Annotated in this window: 16 protein-coding genes; 8 read left to right on the top strand and 8 right to left on the bottom strand. The window is 73.4% G+C overall.

The features are described from left to right. Nucleotides 1-4: 4 nt before the first annotated feature. Nucleotides 5-1,138, bottom strand: coding sequence for a recombinase RecA (gene recA / locus ACFY0P_RS19535; protein ID WP_352364803.1), 1,134 nt, complete (start codon nucleotides 1,136-1,138; stop codon nucleotides 5-7). A gap of 477 nt (nucleotides 1,139-1,615) precedes the next feature. Between recA and ACFY0P_RS19530 the strand changes: the two genes are divergently transcribed. The 4 genes from ACFY0P_RS19530 to ACFY0P_RS19515 all read left to right on the top strand — a co-directional run bounded on the left by ACFY0P_RS19530 (nucleotide 1,616) and on the right by ACFY0P_RS19515 (nucleotide 5,054). Next, entirely contained in the window at nucleotides 1,616-1,891 is a 276-nt protein-coding gene (locus tag ACFY0P_RS19530; protein ID WP_388914229.1) for a polyprenyl synthetase, read from the top strand. Next, the gene (locus tag ACFY0P_RS19525) at nucleotides 1,884-2,936 is read left to right on the top strand and encodes a polyprenyl synthetase family protein (protein ID WP_388914227.1); all 1,053 of its coding nucleotides are present in this window, start codon (nucleotides 1,884-1,886) and stop codon (nucleotides 2,934-2,936) included. The genes ACFY0P_RS19530 and ACFY0P_RS19525 overlap by 8 nt, the downstream gene beginning before the upstream one ends. Nucleotides 2,937-2,983: 47 nt before the next feature. Next, nucleotides 2,984-4,144, top strand: coding sequence for an oxygenase MpaB family protein (locus tag ACFY0P_RS19520; RefSeq protein WP_388914225.1), 1,161 nt, complete (start codon nucleotides 2,984-2,986; stop codon nucleotides 4,142-4,144). Nucleotides 4,145-4,250: 106 nt separating this feature from the next. Then, nucleotides 4,251-5,054 (top strand): hypothetical protein, encoded by an 804-nt coding sequence (locus tag ACFY0P_RS19515; RefSeq protein ID WP_388914223.1) that lies wholly within the window; start codon nucleotides 4,251-4,253, stop codon nucleotides 5,052-5,054. Nucleotides 5,055-5,084: 30 nt separating this feature from the next. Here ACFY0P_RS19515 and ACFY0P_RS19510 read toward each other — a convergent pair whose 3' ends face one another. Continuing rightward, nucleotides 5,085-6,356: an AI-2E family transporter gene (locus ACFY0P_RS19510; RefSeq protein WP_388914221.1), complete on the bottom strand. Its 1,272-nt coding sequence runs from the start codon at nucleotides 6,354-6,356 to the stop codon at nucleotides 5,085-5,087. A gap of 60 nt (nucleotides 6,357-6,416) precedes the next feature. Next, nucleotides 6,417-6,611, bottom strand: a complete 195-nt coding sequence (locus tag ACFY0P_RS19505) for a DUF3046 domain-containing protein (protein WP_351715548.1) — start codon at nucleotides 6,609-6,611, stop codon at nucleotides 6,417-6,419. 80 nt (nucleotides 6,612-6,691) lie between these two features. Here ACFY0P_RS19505 and ACFY0P_RS19500 point away from each other — a divergent pair, with 80 nt between their 5' ends. After that, entirely contained in the window at nucleotides 6,692-7,636 is a 945-nt protein-coding gene (locus tag ACFY0P_RS19500; RefSeq protein WP_388914218.1) for a hypothetical protein, read from the top strand. 94 nt (nucleotides 7,637-7,730) lie between these two features. On the opposite strand, the gene ACFY0P_RS19495 is transcribed toward ACFY0P_RS19500, so the two are convergent. The 3 genes from ACFY0P_RS19495 to ACFY0P_RS19485 are packed head-to-tail and all read right to left on the bottom strand — an operon-like array spanning nucleotide 7,731 to nucleotide 9,650. Then, the gene (locus tag ACFY0P_RS19495; RefSeq protein WP_351484940.1) at nucleotides 7,731-8,039 is read right to left on the bottom strand and encodes an AzlD domain-containing protein; all 309 of its coding nucleotides are present in this window, start codon (nucleotides 8,037-8,039) and stop codon (nucleotides 7,731-7,733) included. Continuing rightward, on the bottom strand, nucleotides 8,036-8,788 hold the full coding sequence (locus tag ACFY0P_RS19490; protein WP_388914214.1) for an AzlC family ABC transporter permease: 753 nt from the start codon (nucleotides 8,786-8,788) through the stop codon (nucleotides 8,036-8,038). Before ACFY0P_RS19490 ends, ACFY0P_RS19495 begins: the two co-directional genes overlap by 4 nt. 10 nt (nucleotides 8,789-8,798) lie before the next feature. Further along, nucleotides 8,799-9,650: an AraC family transcriptional regulator gene (locus ACFY0P_RS19485; protein ID WP_388914211.1), complete on the bottom strand. Its 852-nt coding sequence runs from the start codon at nucleotides 9,648-9,650 to the stop codon at nucleotides 8,799-8,801. Between the two features lie 569 nt (nucleotides 9,651-10,219). Between ACFY0P_RS19485 and ACFY0P_RS19480 the strand changes: the two genes are divergently transcribed. Genes ACFY0P_RS19480 through ACFY0P_RS19470 form a run of 3 tightly spaced genes read left to right on the top strand, consistent with a single transcriptional unit; the run spans nucleotide 10,220 to nucleotide 16,878 of the window. After that, on the top strand, nucleotides 10,220-15,190 hold the full coding sequence (locus ACFY0P_RS19480; protein WP_388914208.1) for an ATP-dependent helicase: 4,971 nt from the start codon (nucleotides 10,220-10,222) through the stop codon (nucleotides 15,188-15,190). A gap of 48 nt (nucleotides 15,191-15,238) precedes the next feature. After that, a complete protein-coding gene (locus ACFY0P_RS19475) occupies nucleotides 15,239-16,081 on the top strand; it encodes an Fpg/Nei family DNA glycosylase (RefSeq protein WP_388914205.1) in 843 nt (280 codons plus the stop codon). Between the two features lie 32 nt (nucleotides 16,082-16,113). After that, on the top strand, nucleotides 16,114-16,878 hold the full coding sequence (locus ACFY0P_RS19470) for an SDR family NAD(P)-dependent oxidoreductase (protein ID WP_388914202.1): 765 nt from the start codon (nucleotides 16,114-16,116) through the stop codon (nucleotides 16,876-16,878). A 327-nt stretch (nucleotides 16,879-17,205) separates the two neighbouring features. Here ACFY0P_RS19470 and ACFY0P_RS19465 read toward each other — a convergent pair whose 3' ends face one another. Further along, complete coding sequence (locus ACFY0P_RS19465; RefSeq protein WP_388914199.1) at nucleotides 17,206-17,676, bottom strand: Dps family protein; 471 nt, start codon at nucleotides 17,674-17,676, stop codon at nucleotides 17,206-17,208. 205 nt (nucleotides 17,677-17,881) lie between these two features. Next, complete coding sequence (locus tag ACFY0P_RS19460; RefSeq protein WP_351484950.1) at nucleotides 17,882-18,256, bottom strand: helix-turn-helix transcriptional regulator; 375 nt, start codon at nucleotides 18,254-18,256, stop codon at nucleotides 17,882-17,884. Nucleotides 18,257-18,305: the final 49 nt, after the last annotated feature.

The following is an 18,305-nucleotide window of genomic DNA, read 5'->3' as shown; positions in this document are numbered from 1 at the left end:
GGCGTCAGCTCTTGGCGGTGGCGGCCTTGGGCTTGGTGACCTTGGCGGCGGCCGGGGCAGGCACCGTCTTCGCGGCGTCGTCCGTGGCCGCGGTGGTGGTGACCGCCGCATCCGCGCCCGGCTCGGCGGCGGGCGTCTCCGGGCGGACACCGACGCCCAGCTTCTCCTTGATCTTCTTCTCGATCTCGTTGGCCAGGTCGGGGTTGTCCTTCAGGAAGTTGCGCGCGTTCTCCTTGCCCTGGCCGAGCTGGTCACCCTCGTACGTGTACCAGGCGCCGGCCTTGCGGACGAAGCCGTGCTCCACGCCCATGTCGATCAGACCGCCCTCACGGCTGATGCCCTGGCCGTAGAGGATGTCGAACTCGGCCTGCTTGAAGGGCGGCGCGACCTTGTTCTTGACGACCTTGACCCGGGTGCGGTTGCCGACCGCCTCAGTGCCGTCCTTCAGGGTCTCGATGCGGCGGATGTCGATGCGCACCGAGGCGTAGAACTTCAGCGCCCGGCCACCGGTCGTGGTCTCCGGGGAGCCGAACATCACGCCGATCTTCTCGCGGAGCTGGTTGATGAAGATCGCGGTGGTCTTGGACTGGTTGAGCGCGCTGGTGATCTTCCGCAGCGCCTGGCTCATCAGGCGGGCCTGGAGACCGACGTGGCTGTCACCCATCTCGCCCTCGATCTCCGCGCGCGGGACGAGCGCGGCGACGGAGTCGATGACGATGAGGTCGAGGGCACCGGAGCGGACCAGCATGTCCACGATCTCCAGAGCCTGCTCGCCGTTGTCGGGCTGGGAGAGGATCAGGTTGTCGATGTCGACGCCGAGCTTCTGCGCGTACTCGGGGTCGAGGGCGTGCTCCGCGTCCACGAACGCGACCTGGCCGCCGGCCTTCTGGGCGTTGGCCACGGCGTGCAGGGTCAGGGTGGTCTTGCCGGAGGACTCCGGTCCGTAGATCTCCACCACACGGCCGCGCGGCAGGCCACCGACACCGAGGGCGACGTCGAGCGCGGTCGAGCCGGTCGAGATGACCTCGATGGGCTCCTTGGCCCGCTCGCCCATGCGCATGACCGCGCCCTTGCCGAATTGCCGTTCAATCTGTGCGAGCGCGGCGTCGAGCGCCTTCTCGCGGTCGGTTCCTGCCATGGGTTCCACCCGGTTTGCTTGAGTCGATCGCTTCACGTCAAAGACGCTAACGCCTGCCACTGACAATGCGCCCCGACGCCGGTTCGACCTGTGGATAACTCGGGGACGTCTCCGCCCAAACCGTGTCGAACTGCCGCTGGGATCCCCGCCGCGAGCCGTGCCGGAGCCTCCATAAGAATGGATGTTCGATTTTCGTGTCAAGCGCACCACGCGGTACTCCCGCCACTTCCCCGCAGGGTGCTCACCCACCGCTCACTCGCCGCTCCCCCAGGGCTCCGGGCGTACGCGGCACGCGAGCGGGAGCGCGCGGCGCGCCGGGGGCGGCAGCCGGAAGCGCGACCGCGGCGCGGCGATCCGCACCACCCGGCGAGGCGTTCACCCGATCGTGAGTTTCCGCATGCCGCGCCCGTCGTGCCGCGATGCTCGAAGAGGCGGCCGGGACGGCGCCGCCCCTGGGTGCCGTGGGTGGGAGAGCGCATGACACATGAGACGGGACGACGCGGTCTGGACGAGCAGGCCGTGCTGCTGGCGGCGGGGCTGGCCGATCTGGCGGTGAGCACGGTGGGCACCGCCTTCGGGACGCTACGGGGGCTGCTGCGCCGCTCGGACGCCGGCGCGCTGGCGGCGGAGGCCGAGCACGACCTCACCGCGCGGGGACGCCTGGTCCTGGACCGGTACGCGGCCGTGCCCCCGGCCCATCTGGAGATCCTCGCCCGGCACGCCCTCGTCCGGCGGGCAGCCGGCGATGACTGACCGGTGGGATCCGGGCGCCTTCAAGAACCGCGTGGACGAGGTACTGCGCCGGTTCGTCGCCGAGGAGGCCGGCCTGTTCGCGGCGGTCGACCCGCTCCTGGACCCGGTGGCCGAGCAGCTGGAGGCGGCGGTCGCGGACGGCAAACGGCTGCGGGCGGCGTTCTGCTACTGGGGCTGGCGTGCGGCTGGCCAGCCGGACAGCGACGCGCTGGTGCGGGCGGCGGCCTCCATGGAACTGGTCCACGCCGCCGCTGTCGTACACGACGACCTCATCGACGACAGCCCGCTGCGGCACGGGCGCCCCACCCCGCACATCGCCCTGCGCGCGGCCGTACGGGACCGGCCGCGCGCCGACGACACCGCGCGGTCGCTGGCGATGCTCGTCGGCGACCTGCTGATGTCACTGGCCGGGCAGCTGTTCGCGACCTGCGGGCTGCCCGCCGCCTACCTCGCCCGGGCCCGCCCCCTGTGGTCGGTACTGGCCCGGGAGCTGATCGCGGGCGAGTGCCTGGAGATCCTGCGCACCGGATCCGGGCCGGACACCACGGCCTCGCTGAAGGTGATCCGCTACAAGACGGCGAAGTACACCGTCGAGCAGCCCCTGTTGATCGGCGGCGCCCTGGCCGGGGCCGGCGAGCGGCTGCGCGCGGGGTACTCCGCGTACGGGCTGCCGCTGGGCGAGGCCTTCCAGCTCCGCGACGATCTGCTCGGCCTGTTCGGGACACCGGAGCACACCGGCAAGGCCAACGCCGACGACGTACGCGGTCACCGGCCCACCGCCCTGCTCGCGGAGACCTGGCGCCTCGCCCGTGCCGACGACCGGGAGCGACTGGGCGCGCTGCTCGGCAGCCGTGACCTGGACGCGGACGGCCTGGACGCGGTCCGCGAGGTGATGTGCCGGCTCGGGGCACCCGACCGGATCGAGCACATGATCGGCGCACGGGTCGCGGAAGCACTCGACGCCCTCCACGGACTGAACGTGCCGGCCCCCGCCGCCGGCGCCCTGACCTCGCTGGCCCACGCGGCCGCGGTCCGCCCGTCCTGACCCCACGGATGACCCGGACGACACCCGCGACGACAAGGAGCCCTGCCGTGATCCACACCGAGGCCTCGCTGGACACCCTGCGGCACGCCGGTGACGAACTCGCCGACGCCACGGTCGCCGCACTCTTCGAGCGCGGGGAGGTGGGCACCTTCAACACCCTGATGCGCTACGTCTCCACCGCCGGCGCACCCCTGCCGGACGGGCTGCCCGACGTCGTGCGGGAGTACCTGGAGGCCACCCGGGTGCCGCCGTCCTGGGTGGACTGGTGCGAGATGGAGAAGGCCCGGCTGTTCTTCATCGACAACAACGTGCACATCTCGACCGCGCTGTCCTTCGCTGCCATGCCCGCCTGTTACGTCGTCCCGCGCGTGGCGAAGCTGCTGTCGGCCACCCACGGGCTGAGGTACCCGTCCAAGCGCATGGCGGAGACCGGTCAGTTCACCTTCTACCTCATGCGGCCCGACGCCTTCGAGGCCGGTGGCCGCTTCGTCCCGGCCGCCCAGAAGGTGCGCCTGCTGCACGCCTCCATCCGGCACCACCTCAGGCGCGAGAACCGCTGGGACACCGAGGCGCTCGGCACGCCGATCTGCCAGGAGGACATGATCGGCGGGCAGATGTTCTTCTCCATGCTGGTCCTCGACAGCCTGCACCGGCTGGGCATCCACCTGTCCACGGAGGGCGCGGAGGCGTACTACTACGCGTGGCGGGTGGTGGGCGCCATGCTCGGCGTCGACCAGGAGGCCGTCCCGAAGACCCTCGAAGAAGCACGCGCCTTCCTCGACCTGTACATGGTCCGCCACATGGGCCCCTCCGAGGAGGGCGCGGTCCTGACCCGGCAGCTCATCGACCTGTACGAGGAGGTCGTCCCCGGCACCTTCTTCGATCCGGTCGTCTCGGCCCTGATCCGCCACCTCGTCGGCGACACCTGCGCCGACTGGCTGGAGGTGCCGCGCACCCCGTGGGACACCGTCGTCAAGGCCGTACCGCATCTCCTCGGCGTCCTGGAGACCATCGAGGACCGCTCCCCGCTGGGCGCCTGGGCCCTGGACCGCCTCGGCCACCTCACCACCGTCCTCGAACTGTCCTCGCTCACCCGTGGCCGCGTCATGCACTACGCCATCCCCGAACACCTCAAGAAGGACTACGGCGTCCACGGCGCCGTACCCCGCACCCGCCGGTGGATCCCGCCGGCCGCCACGGTCTCCTGATCCCCCGCGCGTCCTTCTCTCCCCCGCTCCCCTACTCCTCAAGGCGTACGGCGGGTGTCTTCGGCCGGACGACGACCGCGCGGAAGGGCGCCGGGAGGCTGGGCGCATGCCCTCCTCCCTGAAGAGTCCGCCCCGGAAGCCACCGGCGAACCCGCTGACCGGGGTCCTGACCCGGGCGCATCCGGCCGAGCGGCTCTGTCACGCGACCGGCCTGCTCCTCGTCCTCTCCGGTCTGGCGCATCTGGTGGTGTTCGCGGTCGACGGCGGCCCCTGGTACGGGCCGGTCTCCTGGCGCAAGCCCGTCACGTTCGGGCTCTCCTTCGGGCTGACGCTGATGGCGGTCACCTGGGTCACCTCCTACCTGCGGGTCGGGGAGCGGCTGCGGACCGTCCTGCTGCTCGTGTTCGCCGCCGACTGTGTGGTGGAGGTCGGCGGGATCACCCTGCAGGCGTGGCGCCGGGTGCCCTCCCACCTCGACATGGAGACGCCCTTCGACACGGCGGTGTCCATGACGCTCGCGGTGGGCGGCGGCGTCCTGGTGGCGCTGCTCACCGTCTTCGCGGTGTTCTCCTTCCGGCGTCGGCCGGCCGGTCCCGTGGGCATGGCACTCGCGGTGCGCTCCGGGTTCGCGGTGCTGCTGGTGGCGCTGGCCTCGGGAGCCGCGATGATCGCGCGCGGGGTGGTGCTCGTCCGGACCGGGCATCAGCAGGCGGCGTACGCCTCGACGGCCCCGCTCAAACCGCTGCACGGGGTCAGCCTGCACGCGGTGCTGGTCCTGCCGGCCCTGGCCTGGCTGCTGTCCCGCACCGCGTGGAGCGAGCAGACCCGGTGGCGGGTCGTGGCCGCGGCGGTGGGCTGCTACGCGGCGGCCGTGGCCGCTGCCGGGGTGTGGGCCGTACTCACCTACTGATCGCGACTCACCTGCGGATCGCCGCGGCCGTCAGGCCGAGCCCCCCTCGGACTCCGGCTCCTCGGCCGGCCGCTGCCATATCAGGCGCTGCATCAGGCGCCGCGTGCGCGTGGGCAGTCCGGGGCCGCCCGTGCCGCGCCGACGGTGCCCGTGCACCCGGGGGTCGTCCGTGACGTCGTACCGCTTCACATAGGCGCTCAGGAACGCCTGGAGCGTGGCGACCGCCGGGATGGCGATCAGTGCGCCGACCGCGCCGAGGAGCGCCGTGCCCGCGATGACCGAGCCGAAGGCGACCGCCGGGTGGATGTCGACCGACTTGGAGGTCAGCTTGGGCTGGAGCATGTAGTTCTCGAACTGCTGGTAGATCACGACGAACACCAGCACCCACACCGCGTACAGAGGGTTGACGGTGAACGCGATCAGCATCGGCAGGGCACCCGCGAGATAGGTGCCGATGGTGGGGATGAACTGCGAGACCAGCCCCACCCAGACGCCCAGCACGGGCGCGTACGGCACGCCTAGGGCCTCCAGCAGGATGTAGTGCGCGATCCCGGAGATCAGCGCCATCACACCGCGCGAGTACAGATAGCCGCCGGTCTTGTCGACGGCGATCTCCCAGGCCCGCAGCACCTCGGCCTGGCGGGCGGGCGGCAGCACGGAGCACAGGGTGCGGCGCAGCCGGGGGCCGTCGGCGGCGAAGTAGAAGGCGAACAGCGTGATCGTCAGCAGCTGGAAGAGGCCGCCGAGCACCTGCCCGGACACGTCGAGCGCACCCGCCGCGCTGTTTTGCGCGTACTTGCGCAGCCAGTCGGAGTGCAGCAGGCCCTCCTGGACGTCGACCCGCTTCAGTTCGGTGTGGAAGGTGTGGTTGACCCAGTTGATGACCGAGTCCAGGTAGTCGGGGAAGTCTTCGACGATCTTGATGATCTGTCCGGCCAGCATCGAGCCGAGCAGGGTGATGAACCCCGCGACGGCGATCGCCAGGCCGAGGAAGACCAGGAAGGTCGCGAACCCGCGGCGCATGCCGCGCGAGGCCATCCAGCTCACGGCGGGCTCGATGGCCAGCGCCAGGAAGAACGCGATGAGGATGTTGATCAGCAGGCCGGTGAGCTGGTGGAAGGCCCAGCTGCCCAGCTGGAAGGCGGCGACGAGGGCGAGCGCCAGCACCATGGCGCGCGGCAGCCAGCGGGGCATGCGGGCGGCCGGTGCCGCGGCGCCGGCGGCCGGGGATCCGGCGCGCGGCGTCGTGTCGACCGGGGATGCGTCCTGGGCGGTCCGCCCGTCCTCGTCAGTGGTTGCCACGGTGCAAGTCTCGCCCACGCCACTGACAACGCGTGGCCCGTATCCGATCTTCGTGCACGGTCAGCGCCTCTCCCCCGGAACGTTCATGACCGTGCAGACCACGCGCCACACGTCCTTGGCCGCCCAGCCGGCGTCCAGCGCCTCGTGCACCGTCAGCCCGCCGAGCTCCGTCATCACATGATCGCGCGCGAAGGTGTCGGCGTACCCGGAACCGAAGTGTTCCGCCATCCGCTGCCAGAAAACCGTCAACCGCATGAAACCAGTATCCCGCCCCTGAGAGTGGGCCCTGCCCGGGAGCGCTTGCCGAGACCGCTTTCCGTCCTACGGTCTTGCGCATGGCCGAAACCGGAGCTTCCCCACTCCCCCCTACGCCCCCGGCGCACTCCCCGCTCTTCCGCGCCGAGCAGTTCATGTGGCTCACCGCGCGCGTGCTGGAGCAGCGTCTCTTCTCCTACCACTTCCTGAACGGCGACCCCGATCCGGTGGAGACCGCGCTGGACGCGTACCGCAACGAGGACGGCGGGTACGGACACGGGCTGGTGCCCGATCTGCGCGGCCCGGTGAGCCAGCCGCTGCACACCGGACACGCGCTGCGGGTCCTGGACGCCGTCGAGCGGTGCGGCGGGCAGCGGGTGGAGCGCGTGTGCCGCTATCTGACGTCCGTCTCCACGGCGGACGGAGCGCTGCCGGCGGTCCGTCCCAGCCAGCGCGGCTATCCGGTGGCACCGTTCGTCCCGGTCGTCGACGACCCGCCCAGCGAGCTCCTGGCCACCGGTCCGGTGGTGGGCCTGCTGCACCGCAACGAGGTCTGGCACGCGTGGCTGTTCCGGGCCACCGACTTCTGCTGGCAGGCGATCGAGTACCTGGAGAAGTCGCACCCCTACGAGATCGAGGCGGCGGTCGCCTTCCTGGACACGGTGCCCGACCGCTCGCGCGCGGAGGCGGCCGCCGACCGGTTGGGCCGCCTGGTGCGCGAGCAGCGCCTGGCCGCGCTGGACCCGGAGCGCCTCGACGCGTACCCGGTCGCACCTGGCTACGCCCCGCGCGAGCACCACTTCCCGCACGACTTCGCCAAGTCTCCGGACTCGCTCGCGCGCGCGTGGTTCACCGACGAGGAGATGACCCGCTCGCTCGACTTCCTCATCGCCGGGCAGGAGGCGGACGGCGGCTGGCCGATCCGCCGGCACCGGTGGGCACCGGCCGCCGCCCTGGAAGCCCGTCCCATGGTGACGATGGAGGCCCTGCACACGCTCAGGGCGTACGGCCGCTTCGTGGGGTGAGCGAAGTCGGGTGTTCGTGGGGTGAGGGAAGTCGGGTGACGGAAGTCGAGTGACGGCAGTCGGGTGACGGCAGTCTCAGCCGGTGACGGCAGTCTCAGCCGGTGACGGCGCGCAGCCCCGCCGTGACCACCACGGCGACGCCGACGACGACCAGGAAGGGCGCGCGCAGCACCAGTGCCACGGCGGCCGCCCCGAGCCCCGCCGCCCGGGCGTCCAGCACGAGCGCGTGCCCGTCGGCGAACGTCTGCTGGGCCGTGAGGGCGGCGAGCAGGGCCACGGGCAGCAGGGCGGCCAGCCGTCGCACCACCGGCCGTTCCAGCACCCCCGCGGGAACCAGCAGGCCGGCGAGCTTGACGGCGTAGCAGCCGAGGGCGGTCGCCCCGATCGCGATCCAGAAGTTCACCGGGTCTCCTCGGGTGCCTCGTCGCGGGTACGGTCTCGGCCGGACCGGCTGCCGGAGACGAACAGGGCGACCGGTGCCGCCAGCGCGGCCACCAGGACCGGCACCCCGGCCGGCAGCACGGGCAGCAGGCCGAGTCCCAGCAGCACCGCGAGGGCGGCGACCGCGCGGTCGGTCGTGGTCTTCAGCATGGGGGCGAGCAGGGCCAGGAAGACGGCGGGTCCGGCCGCGTCCAGGCCCCAGGCGCCGGTGTCCCCGACAGCCTTGGCGCCGAGCGCGCCGAGCAGGGTGGTGAGGTTCCACAGCACGTACAGGCTGAGCCCGGTGACGGTGAAGCCGATCCGGGCGGCGCGCCGCGTCGGCTGGGCCAGGGTGACCGCGGTGGTCTCGTCGATCACCCACTGGGCGGCGAACGGCCGCACCGCGCGCGGCAGGGCCAGCACCTGCGAGAGGCGCAGCCCGTAGAACGCGTTGCGCACCCCCAGGAAGAAGGCGCCGGCCGCCGCGGTGAGCGGGTTGCCACCGGCCGCGAGCGCGCCCACCAGGGCGAACTGGGAGGCGCCGGTGAACACCAGGAGGCTGAGCGTGCAGGTCTGGAGCAGGCCGAGCCCGCTGCCCGCCGAGGTCACCCCGAAGGCGAACCCGGAGAGGCCCACGGCGACCCCGACCCCGAGGGCGTCCCGGACGACGGCGGAGTCCGGCTTCGGTCCGCCTTCGCCGCGTATGTCTGCGAGTGCTGTCTGTCGTGCCACGCCCGGGACGCTACGGCCGGCCGTCCCGGGCGTCTTGTACGTTCTTGCGCTCGCGCTGGTAGGCGCCCGGCGGGACGCCGACGATCCGGGCGAAGTGCCGGTTGAGGTGGGGCTGGTCGGTGAAGCCCACCGCGACGGCCGTCTCGGCGGGAGCCGTGCCGGCGTCCAGCAGCCGCCGGGCGCGGCGCACCCGGGCGTCGGTCAGCCAGGTGTGCGGGGGCATCCCGTAGGCGTGGCGGAACGCCCGCAACAGGGCGAACGGGCTGGTACCGAGGTCGGTGGCGAGCCGCTCCAGGGTCGGCGGCTCGGCCATCCGCTCCTCGAGCACGGCACGCGCGCGTGCGGCGAGCCGGGCGCCGGCGGTACGGACCGGCCGGTGCGGCAACGGGCCGCCGTTCAACCGGAGCACCCTGGTCACCACCACCCGCAGCAGGGTGTCGGCGGCGAGCGCGTTGCCCTCGTCGGCGGCGCGCAGCACCCGGTGGACGAGGGCGACGCTGTACGGGTCGTCGAGCACGGGACTGACGAAGCCGGGGGTGCCCCGGATCCCGGTGGTCTCGGCGGCGATCCCCGCCACGAGGTCCGGCGCCGGGTAGACCGCCCCGTACCGCCAGCCCTCGGGCACCCCGGCCCGGCCGGTGTGCGGGGTGTCCGGGTTGACCAGCGCGAGCGCCCCAGCCCCCGCGGACACGTCGGAGCCCCGGTGGTGGAAGACCTCCACGCCGTCCGCGATGGCGGCGATCACGAAGTTCTCATGGGTGTGCCGCACGAACGTCTTGCGGACGTACCGGGCACGCAGCAGATCGACACCGGGCAACGCCTCGTACCGCCAGTGCCGCGCCCGCTCGTCCGATCCCGTCATACACCCATTGTCGACCGCCCCACCCCACCCACCCGCCCTCAACCGCTGCCCCGCTCCCCGCCTCCCACCCGACCGCCCTCAGCCACTGCCCCGCTCCCCGCCTCCCACCCGACCGCCCTCAGCCACTGCCCCACTCCCCGCTCCCCCCCCGGCTGCCTTCCTCCACGTCCCGCCGTTCCCGCGTCCCACCCACCCGCCCTCCGCAGCTGCCCCCTTCCGCTTCCCGTCCGACCGCCCGGCACGGCCCCCACCCCACCGACCGCCCGACACGGCCCCCACCTCCGCCCGCCCCCTGAACCGCTGCCCCCGCCCGACCCTCCTGATCGCTGCCCCCATCGGGCTCTCCTGAGTCGCTGCCCCCATCCGGCTCTCCTGAGCCGATGCCCCCGTCCGCCCCCCTGCGCGCAGCCGCCGGCGGCGCTCCCGCCCCACAGGGGCCACCCGCACCCGACGACGAAACCGTCACGAGTGGTGCGGGTGGGAACGCAATGGCCGCAGGCGAAGCCGGGGCCCGTCCACGTCTCCGCAGGTCAGACCCGGTTGTCAGTGGCCGGGTGCAGGATGGACGCATGGCGAAATCCGCGCACCGGGCCCTCGACGGCTTCTCCCCCGCGACCCGCGGCTGGTTCACGGGGGCGTTTTCCGCGCCCACCGCGGCCCAGGCGGGCGCGTGGCAGGCCATCGGCGCGGGCTCGGACGTGCTGGTGGTCGCCCCGACCGGCTCCGGCAAGACGCTGGCCGCCTTCCTCGCCGCCCTGGACCAGCTGGCCTCCACCCCGCCCCCGGCCGACCCGAAGAAGCGCTGCCGCGTGCTGTACGTGTCACCGCTCAAGGCCCTCGCGGTCGACGTCGAGCGGAACCTGCGCAGCCCGCTGACCGGCATCCGCCAGGAATCCGTCCGTCTCGGCCTGCCCGAGCCTGAGGTCAAGGTCGGCATCCGCTCCGGCGACACCCCGGCCGCCGAGCGCCGCGCCCTGTCCACCCGCCCGCCGGACATCCTGATCACCACCCCGGAGTCCCTGTTCCTGATGCTGACGTCGGCCACGCGCGACGCGCTGACCGGCATCGAGACGGTGATCCTGGACGAGGTGCACGCGGTCGCCGGCACCAAGCGCGGCGCGCACCTCGCGCTCTCCCTGGAGCGGCTGGACGAGCTGCTGCCGAAACCGGCCCGCCGGATCGGCCTCTCGGCGACCGTCCGCCCGGTCGACGAGGTGGCCCGCTATCTCTCGCCGCGCCGCAAGGTGGAGATCGTCCAGCCGAAGTCCGGCAAGGAGTTCGACCTCTCGGTCGTCGTCCCGGTGGAGGACATGGGAGAGCTGGGCGGCTCCCCGGCCACCAACGGCAGTGAGGGCGCGGAGAAGCCGTCGATCTGGCCGCATGTGGAGGAGCGGATCGCCGACCTGGTGCAGGCCCACCGCTCGACGATCGTGTTCGCGAACTCCCGTCGGCTGGCGGAGCGGCTGTGCAACCGTCTCAACGAGATCGCCTACGAGCGCGTGACCGGGGAGCCCCTGGACGAGCACCACTCACCGGCCGAGCTGATGGGCGGCTCGGGCGCGGCCCAGGGCGCCCCGCCGGTCCTCGCCCGCGCGCACCACGGCTCGGTCTCCAAGGAGCAGCGCGCCCTGGTCGAGGAGGACCTCAAGGCCGGCCGGCTGCCCGCGGTGGTGGCCACCTCCAGTCTGGAACTGGGCATCGACATGGGCGCGGTGGACCTGGTCGTCCAGGTCGAGTCCCCGCCGTCGGTCGCCTCCGGCCTCCAGCGCGTCGGCCGCGCGGGGCACCAGGTCGGCGCGGTCTCCACCGGCGTGGTCTTCCCCAAGTACCGGGGCGACCTGGTGCAGGCGGCCGTGGTCACCGAGCGGATGCGCACCGGCTCCATCGAGTCCCTGAAGGTCCCGGCCAACCCTCTCGACGTACTGGCCCAGCAGCTGGTCGCGATGACCTCGCTGGACACCTGGCAGGTCGACGACCTGCTCGCCACCGTCCGCCGCGCGGCCCCCTTCGCCTCGCTCCCGGAGTCGGCGTTCACCGCGGTCCTCGACATGCTCGCGGGCCGCTACCCGTCGGACGCGTTCGCGGAGCTGCGCCCGCGCGTGGTCTGGGACCGGGTCGCGGGGACGGTCACCGGCCGCCCGGGCGCCCAGCGGCTCGCCGTCACCTCCGGCGGCACGATCCCCGACCGCGGCCTCTTCGGCGTCTTCCTGGCCGGCGCCGACCCCAAGAAGGGCGGCGGACGGGTCGGCGAGCTGGACGAGGAGATGGTGTACGAGTCCCGGGTGGGCGATGTCTTCACCCTGGGCACCAGCTCCTGGCGCATCGAGGACATCACGCGCGACCGTGTCCTGGTCTCCCCCGCTCCCGGGGTGCCGGGCCGGCTGCCGTTCTGGAAGGGCGACCAGCTGGGCCGCCCGCTCGAACTGGGCCGCGCGGTCGGCGCGTTCCTGCGCGAGGTCGGCGCCCTCCCCAAGGACGAAGCCCGGCTGCGCCTCCTCGCGGCGGGCCTGGACGCGTGGGCGGCGGACAACGTCCTGTCGTACCTGGACGAACAGCGCGAGGCCTGCGGCCACGTCCCCGACGACCGCACGATCGTGGTCGAGCGCTTCCGCGACGAGCTGGGCGACTGGCGGGTCGTCGTCCACTCCCCCTTCGGCGCCCAGGTCCACGCCCCCTGGGCGCTCGCCCTCGGCGCCCGGCTGGCCGAGCGGTACGGCATGGACGCCCAGGTCATGCACGCCGACGACGGCATCGTGCTGCGGCTGCCGGACGCCGACCTGATGGGCCTCGACCTGCTCGACCAGTCCCCGACGAAGGCCGGTACGGAGTACGACTCCGAGCAGGCGCCGGTCGGCGCGGCGGACGTCGCCTTCGACAAGGGCGAGGTCGACCAGATCGTCACCGACCAGGTCGGCGGCTCGGCCCTGTTCGCCTCTCGTTTCCGCGAATGCGCCGCCCGCGCGCTCCTGCTGCCGCGCCGCAACCCCGGCAAGCGCACGCCGCTGTGGCAGCAGCGCCAGCGCGCCGCCCAACTGCTCCAGGTGGCGAGCGAGTTCGGCTCGTTCCCGATCGTCCTGGAGGCGGTCCGCGAGTGCCTCCAGGACGTCTTCGACGTCCCGGGCCTGGTCGAGCTGATGGGCGACCTCGAATCCCGCAAGGTCCGCCTCGTCGAGGTCACCACCCCGGAGCCGTCCCCGTTCGCCCGCTCCCTCCTCTTCGGCTACGTCGCCCAGTTCCTGTACGAGGGTGACTCCCCGCTCGCCGAGCGCCGCGCGGCCGCGCTCTCCCTGGACTCCCGGCTGCTGGCCGAGCTGCTGGGCCAGGCGGAGCTGCGCGAGCTGCTCGACGCGGAGGTGCTGACCGAGCTGGAGCGCGAGCTCCAGTGGCTGGCCGAGGACCGCCGGATCAAGGACCCGGAGGGCGTCGCCGACGTCCTGCGGCTGCTCGGGCCGCTCACGGACGCCGAGTTGGCGGAGCGCGGCGCCGAGCCGCAGTGGGCGTCGGAGCTGGCGGGCTCCCGGCGTGCCATCAAGGTCCGGATCGCCGGCGCCGAGCACTGGGCGGCGGTCGAGGACGCGGGCCGGCTGCGCGACGCCCTCGGCACCGCCCTGCCCGTCGGCGTCCCCGAGGCCTTCACCGAGCCCGTGAAGGACCCGCTCGGCGACCTCCTCGCGCGGTACGCGCGCACCCACGGCCCGTTCACGTCGACCACCGCGGCCGCCCGCTTCGGGCTCGGGGTGGCGGTCACCGAGGGCGCGTTGCAGCGGCTCGCCGGGAGCGGGCGGGTGGTGCAGGGCGAGTTCCATCCGGCGGGCATCGGCCAGGAGTGGTGCGACGCGGCGGTGTTGCGCAGGCTGCGCCGCCGTTCGCTGGCCGCGCTCCGGCACGAGCTGGAGCCGGTGGCCCCGGCCGCGCTCGCCCAGTTCCTGCCGCAGTGGCAGCACATCGGCAAGGGGCACGGGCTGCGCGGCGTCGACGGACTGGTGCGCGCCGTGGAGCAGTTGCAGGGTGCTTCCGTACCGGCGTCGGCTCTGGAGAAGCTGGTCCTGCCGTCCCGCGTGGCGAACTACTCGCCGGCGATGCTCGACGAACTCACCGCGGCCGGCGAGATCGTGTGGGCCGGCGCGGGCGCCCTGCCCGGCAAGGACGGCTGGGTCTCCCTGTATCTGGCGGACGCGGCCCCCGTGCTCCTCCCGCCGCCGCACCCGCTGGAGCTCACCGCCCTCCACCGGTCCGTCCTCGACGCCCTCTCCGGGGGCTACGGCCTGTTCTTCCGTCAGATCGCCGACCAGGTCCGCGCGACCACCCACCCCGACGCCACCGAACCCCAACTGGCCGACGCCGTCTGGGACCTGGCCTGGTCCGGGCGGCTCACCAACGACACGCTGGCCCCGATGCGCTCCCTGCTGGGCTCGGGCCGGACCGCGGGCTCCACCGCCCACCGCGCCAAGCGCGCCGTACCGCGCGGCCGCTACGGCTCCCTGACGGCCGCCGCCCGGCCCGCCTCCCGGACCGGCCCGCCGACCGTGGCCGGGCGCTGGTCCCTGCTTCCGCAGCGCGAGCCGGACACCACCGTGCGCGCCCATGCGCTGGCCCGCACTCTCCTCGACCGGCACGGTGTGGTGACCCGGGGGGCGGTCGCGGCGGAGGGCGTCGAGGGCGGCTTCTCTGCGGTGTACCGGATCCTGTCGGCGTTCGAGGAGAGCGGTCAGGCGCGCCGGGGTTACGTCGTGGAGGGCCTGGGCGCGGCCCAGTTCGCGATGGACGGCGCGGTCGACCGGCTGCGCGCGGTGTCCAACGCCCGGGAGCGAGGCGAGGGCCTGCCGGGCGGCGGCTTCGGGGGCACCGGAGCCACCGGCGCCGCCGCGTTCACCGGCCCGAACGGCGGCCACAGCGCTCCCACGGACCCCCTCGACCCCCTCGGCCCCTTCGACGCGTCCGGCCTGCCCGACCTGGACGGCGACTTCACCTGGCCGCCCGAGCCGCCCACCGCCCCGGGCGACTACGTCTCCCCCAAGGACCTCGCCCCCGCCGACCCCTTCGCCGCCCCCGGCTACGGCGGCCCGCGAGGCGGCAGTCCCGCGAACCCCTACAACCCGAACCCGTACACCTACGGCAACCGCCACAACCGCACCCCCGCCGCCCCCGACCCCAGAGCCGTGGTGCTCGCCGCGGCCGACCCGGCGAACGCCTACGGCGCCGCCCTCGGCTGGCCCGAGCCTCCAACCGGCGCCGGACACAAACCGGGCCGCAAGGCCGGCTCGCTGGTGGTCCTGGTCGACGGCGAGCTGACGCTCTACATGGAGCGCGGCGGCAAGACCCTGCTGGCCTGGCCCGCCGCCCCGGACACGGCCATCACCGACGACACCCGGCTCCGCACGGCGGCGGAGGCCCTGGCGGCCGCCGCCCGCGCGGGCACCCTCGGCACGGTGACGGTACAGCGCGTCAACGGCGCCTCGGCCCTGACCTCCCCGCTGGGTACCCTCCTGGAGGGAGCGGGATTCATCGCGACCCCGCGCGGCCTGCGCCTCCGGGCGTGAGGCACGGTGCGCACCTCACCTTCCGCCACCTCGTGCCACCCTTGACCCATGCCCGAAGGTGACACGGTCTGGCAGGCCGCGAGGCGCCTGCACGACGCGCTCGCCGGCCAGGTGCTGACCCGCAGCGACTTCCGGGTGCCCAGGTACGCCACGGTCGACCTCAGCGGCCGTACGGTCCTCGGCACCACGGCGCGCGGCAAGCACCTGCTCACCCGTTTCGAGGGCGACCTGACCCTGCACACGCACCTGCGGATGGAGGGCGCCTGGAAGGTCTACGGCACCGGCGAGCGCTGGAGGGGCGGTCCCACGCACCAGATCCGGGCGATCCTCTCCTCCGCCGACCGCACGGCCGTCGGGTACCGCCTCCAGGTCCTGGAGCTCCTGCGCACCGGCGAGGAGGAGCGCGCCGTGGGCCACCTCGGCCCCGACCTGCTGGGCCCCGACTGGGACCCCGACCGCGCCCTCGGCAACCTCCTCGCGGACCCGACCCGGCCGCTCGGCGAGGCCCTGCTGGACCAGCGCAACCTCGCCGGGATCGGCAACATCTACAAGAGCGAGCTCTGCTTCCTGATCGGCGCGACCCCCTGGCTCCCGGTCGGCGCGCTCCCCGCCGACCGCGCCGCGATCCTCCCCGGCCTCGCCCAGCGCCTCCTCGAGGCCAACCGCGACCGCGTGGTCCGCCGGACCACCGGCCTGCGCGACCACGACCTCTACGTCTACGGCCGCGCGCCCCGCCCCTGCCTGCGCTGCCACACCCCGGTCCGGCTCGCCGACCAGGGCGACGGCTCCCGCGAGCGCCCCACCTACTGGTGCCCCGCCTGCCAGACCGGTCCGGCCCCCGCCCCGGGTTCCCGGCGCACCCAGGGCACCCGCCCCCGTACGACCAATTGACGACCCGTCAGAAACGCTCGTACCGTCCCTTCATGCCCCTCAAGGCGTACGACCTCAGCGGACGCACCGCATTCGTCACCGGCGCCGCCGGCGGCATTGGCCGGGCGTCGGCCGTGCTGCTCGCGGAGGCGGGCGCGACCGTGCACTGTGCCGACCGGGACGCGGACGGCCTGCACGAGACGGCGACGCTGATCAAGGACCGGGGCGGCACCGCCCGCACCCACACCCTCGACGTCACCGACCGGGCGCGGCTCGGGGAGGCCGTGCGGTCCTGCGGGCAACTGGACGTGATGGCGGCGATCGCCGGGATCATGCACCGCAGCGCGGTCCTGGAGACCAGGGACGAGGATCTCGACCGGGTGCTGGGCGTCAACTTCAAGGGCGTGCTGTACGCCTGCCAGGAGGCGGCGCGGCTGATGCTGGCCGGGCGGAGCGGGGGCAGCATCATCACCATGGCTTCCGGGGCGATCGACACCGGCGGCCCCGGTCTGCTCTGCTACGGCGCGGCCAAGGCGGCCGTGGTCCAGCTGACCAAGACGCTCGCCAACGAGGTCGGCCGGCAGGGCATCCGCGTCAACGCGGTCGCCCCCGGCTGGACCCGCACCCCGATGACCGACCGCGACGACAGCGCGGAGCAGCAGCGGACGGAGGCCCGGATGGCCCGGATGTCGCCGCTGGGCCGGGTCGGAGAGGCGGCGGACGTCGCGCACGCCGTGCTCTATCTGGCGTCCGACGCCTCCTCGTTCACGACGGGCCAGATCCTGCGCCCGAACGGAGGGGTGGCAATGCCCTGGTAGCCCCCTGCGGCCGCCAGGCCGTCCGCCAGCGCGCCGGCCCCAGGGCCCCGGCCGCCTTGGCCCTCGGCACGCAGTTCACCGGCAGCAGGCTCAGCCCCCACCCACCGGCGGCCACGGTCCCTTCCAGCGCCCCGGCGCCGTCGGCGAAGGTGATCCGCAGCACGGCCCACCACCACACCGCCGCGAACCCCAGCGCAACCCCCCAGCGCACTATCCGCCCCACCATGGCCGTCACCTCCAGCCGGACGCTAGAACGCCGCCCGGCCCACCGGGGAGGCGCACCGAGGGCTCATCGATGCAACGGCCGTGGACCGGCACCGGCCTCTGCTACGCGTTCTCCGCCTGGAACATCCAGTGATGCTTCTCCAGATCAGCCGTGATCCCGATGAAGATGTCCTGGGAGACCGGATCGGCCTCCGCGGTCGCCGTCACCCACTCCCGCATCCGGGTGATCACCGCGGCGAGCGCGTCGACCAGGGCCGCCACCGCGTCCGAGTCCTTGACCCAGCCTCCGGCGATCGGCCCGATGCCGCTGCCGGCTGCCACGGTCGCCGCGCGCCCGTCTGGTGAGACGCCCAGCGCCGACGCCCGCTCCGCGACCGTGTCGGAGTGGGCCCGGGCCGTGTCCACGACCTCGTCGAGCTGGAGGTGGACGGTACGGAAGCGGGGGCCGACCACGTTCCAGTGGACCTGCTTGGCGATCAGCGCCAGGTCCACCAGGTCGACGAGGGCGGCCTGCAGCGCCTCGGCCACGGTCTTCAGGTCCGAGTCGGACAGCGGGCTCTTCACGACGTACATGCGTTGTCTCCGGTCGTCGGCCCCCTGTCACGTCCCTCCACCATGACTGGATCGGCGGATACCGGCAAATGGACGCACACCGTGCACGGACGCACGAAAGCCCCGGCCGCACCTCCCCAGGTCTTCCCTGGAGGGCCCCGGCCGGGGCCTCGCGCACTTCTTCGACGCCGGATCGGCGCCGCGTCGGTCTACATCCGCGCAGGCGTCACGCGGCGACCACGTCCACCGCCTCGGCGGGCGCCTTGATGGTCACCCGTTCCGGTGGCACGCCGGTCACCGAGACGGTACCCAGCATCGGGCGAACCGGCGTGGGCACGGGCTCGGTGGCCTGGGCGGACTGGGCCAGCTCCGCGAGGGCGAGCTCGTCGCTCACTTCTCGCATGAGCTCGGACATCCGTACGTCCAACGCGTCGCAGATGGCGGAGAGCAGCTCGGAGGAAGCCTCCTTCTGCCCCCGCTCCACCTCGGAGAGATAGCCGAGTGAGACTCGGGCGGACGAGGAGACTTCGCGCAGAGTACGGCCCTGGCGCTGGCGCTGCCGACGCAGCACGTCACCCAGCAGGCGACGGAGCAGAATCATCGGTGGCTCCCTCCTCGGACCGCGTAGCCGCATCCTTCACGCCCCACCG

It is taken from the genome of Streptomyces sp. NPDC001714 (assembly GCF_042892755.1).
Taxonomy (GTDB): domain Bacteria; phylum Actinomycetota; class Actinomycetes; order Streptomycetales; family Streptomycetaceae; genus Streptomyces.
This window is presented reverse-complemented; position numbering and strand designations above follow the sequence as displayed.

What these genes read in the sequence shown, in the direction of transcription:
- recA (WP_352364803.1), bottom strand. Translation starts at nt 1,138, where the DNA reads ATGGCAGGAACCGACCGCGAGAAGGCGCTCGACGCCGCGCTCGCACAG.
- ACFY0P_RS19530 (WP_388914229.1), top strand. Translation starts at nt 1,616, where the DNA reads ATGACACATGAGACGGGACGACGCGGTCTGGACGAGCAGGCCGTGCTG.
- ACFY0P_RS19525 (WP_388914227.1), top strand. Translation starts at nt 1,884, where the DNA reads ATGACTGACCGGTGGGATCCGGGCGCCTTCAAGAACCGCGTGGACGAG.
- ACFY0P_RS19515 (WP_388914223.1), top strand. Translation starts at nt 4,251, where the DNA reads ATGCCCTCCTCCCTGAAGAGTCCGCCCCGGAAGCCACCGGCGAACCCG.
- ACFY0P_RS19505 (WP_351715548.1), bottom strand. Translation starts at nt 6,611, where the DNA reads ATGCGGTTGACGGTTTTCTGGCAGCGGATGGCGGAACACTTCGGTTCC.
- ACFY0P_RS19500 (WP_388914218.1), top strand. Translation starts at nt 6,692, where the DNA reads ATGGCCGAAACCGGAGCTTCCCCACTCCCCCCTACGCCCCCGGCGCAC.
- ACFY0P_RS19485 (WP_388914211.1), bottom strand. Translation starts at nt 9,650, where the DNA reads ATGACGGGATCGGACGAGCGGGCGCGGCACTGGCGGTACGAGGCGTTG.
- ACFY0P_RS19480 (WP_388914208.1), top strand. Translation starts at nt 10,220, where the DNA reads ATGGCGAAATCCGCGCACCGGGCCCTCGACGGCTTCTCCCCCGCGACC.
- ACFY0P_RS19475 (WP_388914205.1), top strand. Translation starts at nt 15,239, where the DNA reads ATGCCCGAAGGTGACACGGTCTGGCAGGCCGCGAGGCGCCTGCACGAC.
- ACFY0P_RS19470 (WP_388914202.1), top strand. Translation starts at nt 16,114, where the DNA reads ATGCCCCTCAAGGCGTACGACCTCAGCGGACGCACCGCATTCGTCACC.
- ACFY0P_RS19465 (WP_388914199.1), bottom strand. Translation starts at nt 17,676, where the DNA reads ATGTACGTCGTGAAGAGCCCGCTGTCCGACTCGGACCTGAAGACCGTG.
- ACFY0P_RS19460 (WP_351484950.1), bottom strand. Translation starts at nt 18,256, where the DNA reads ATGATTCTGCTCCGTCGCCTGCTGGGTGACGTGCTGCGTCGGCAGCGC.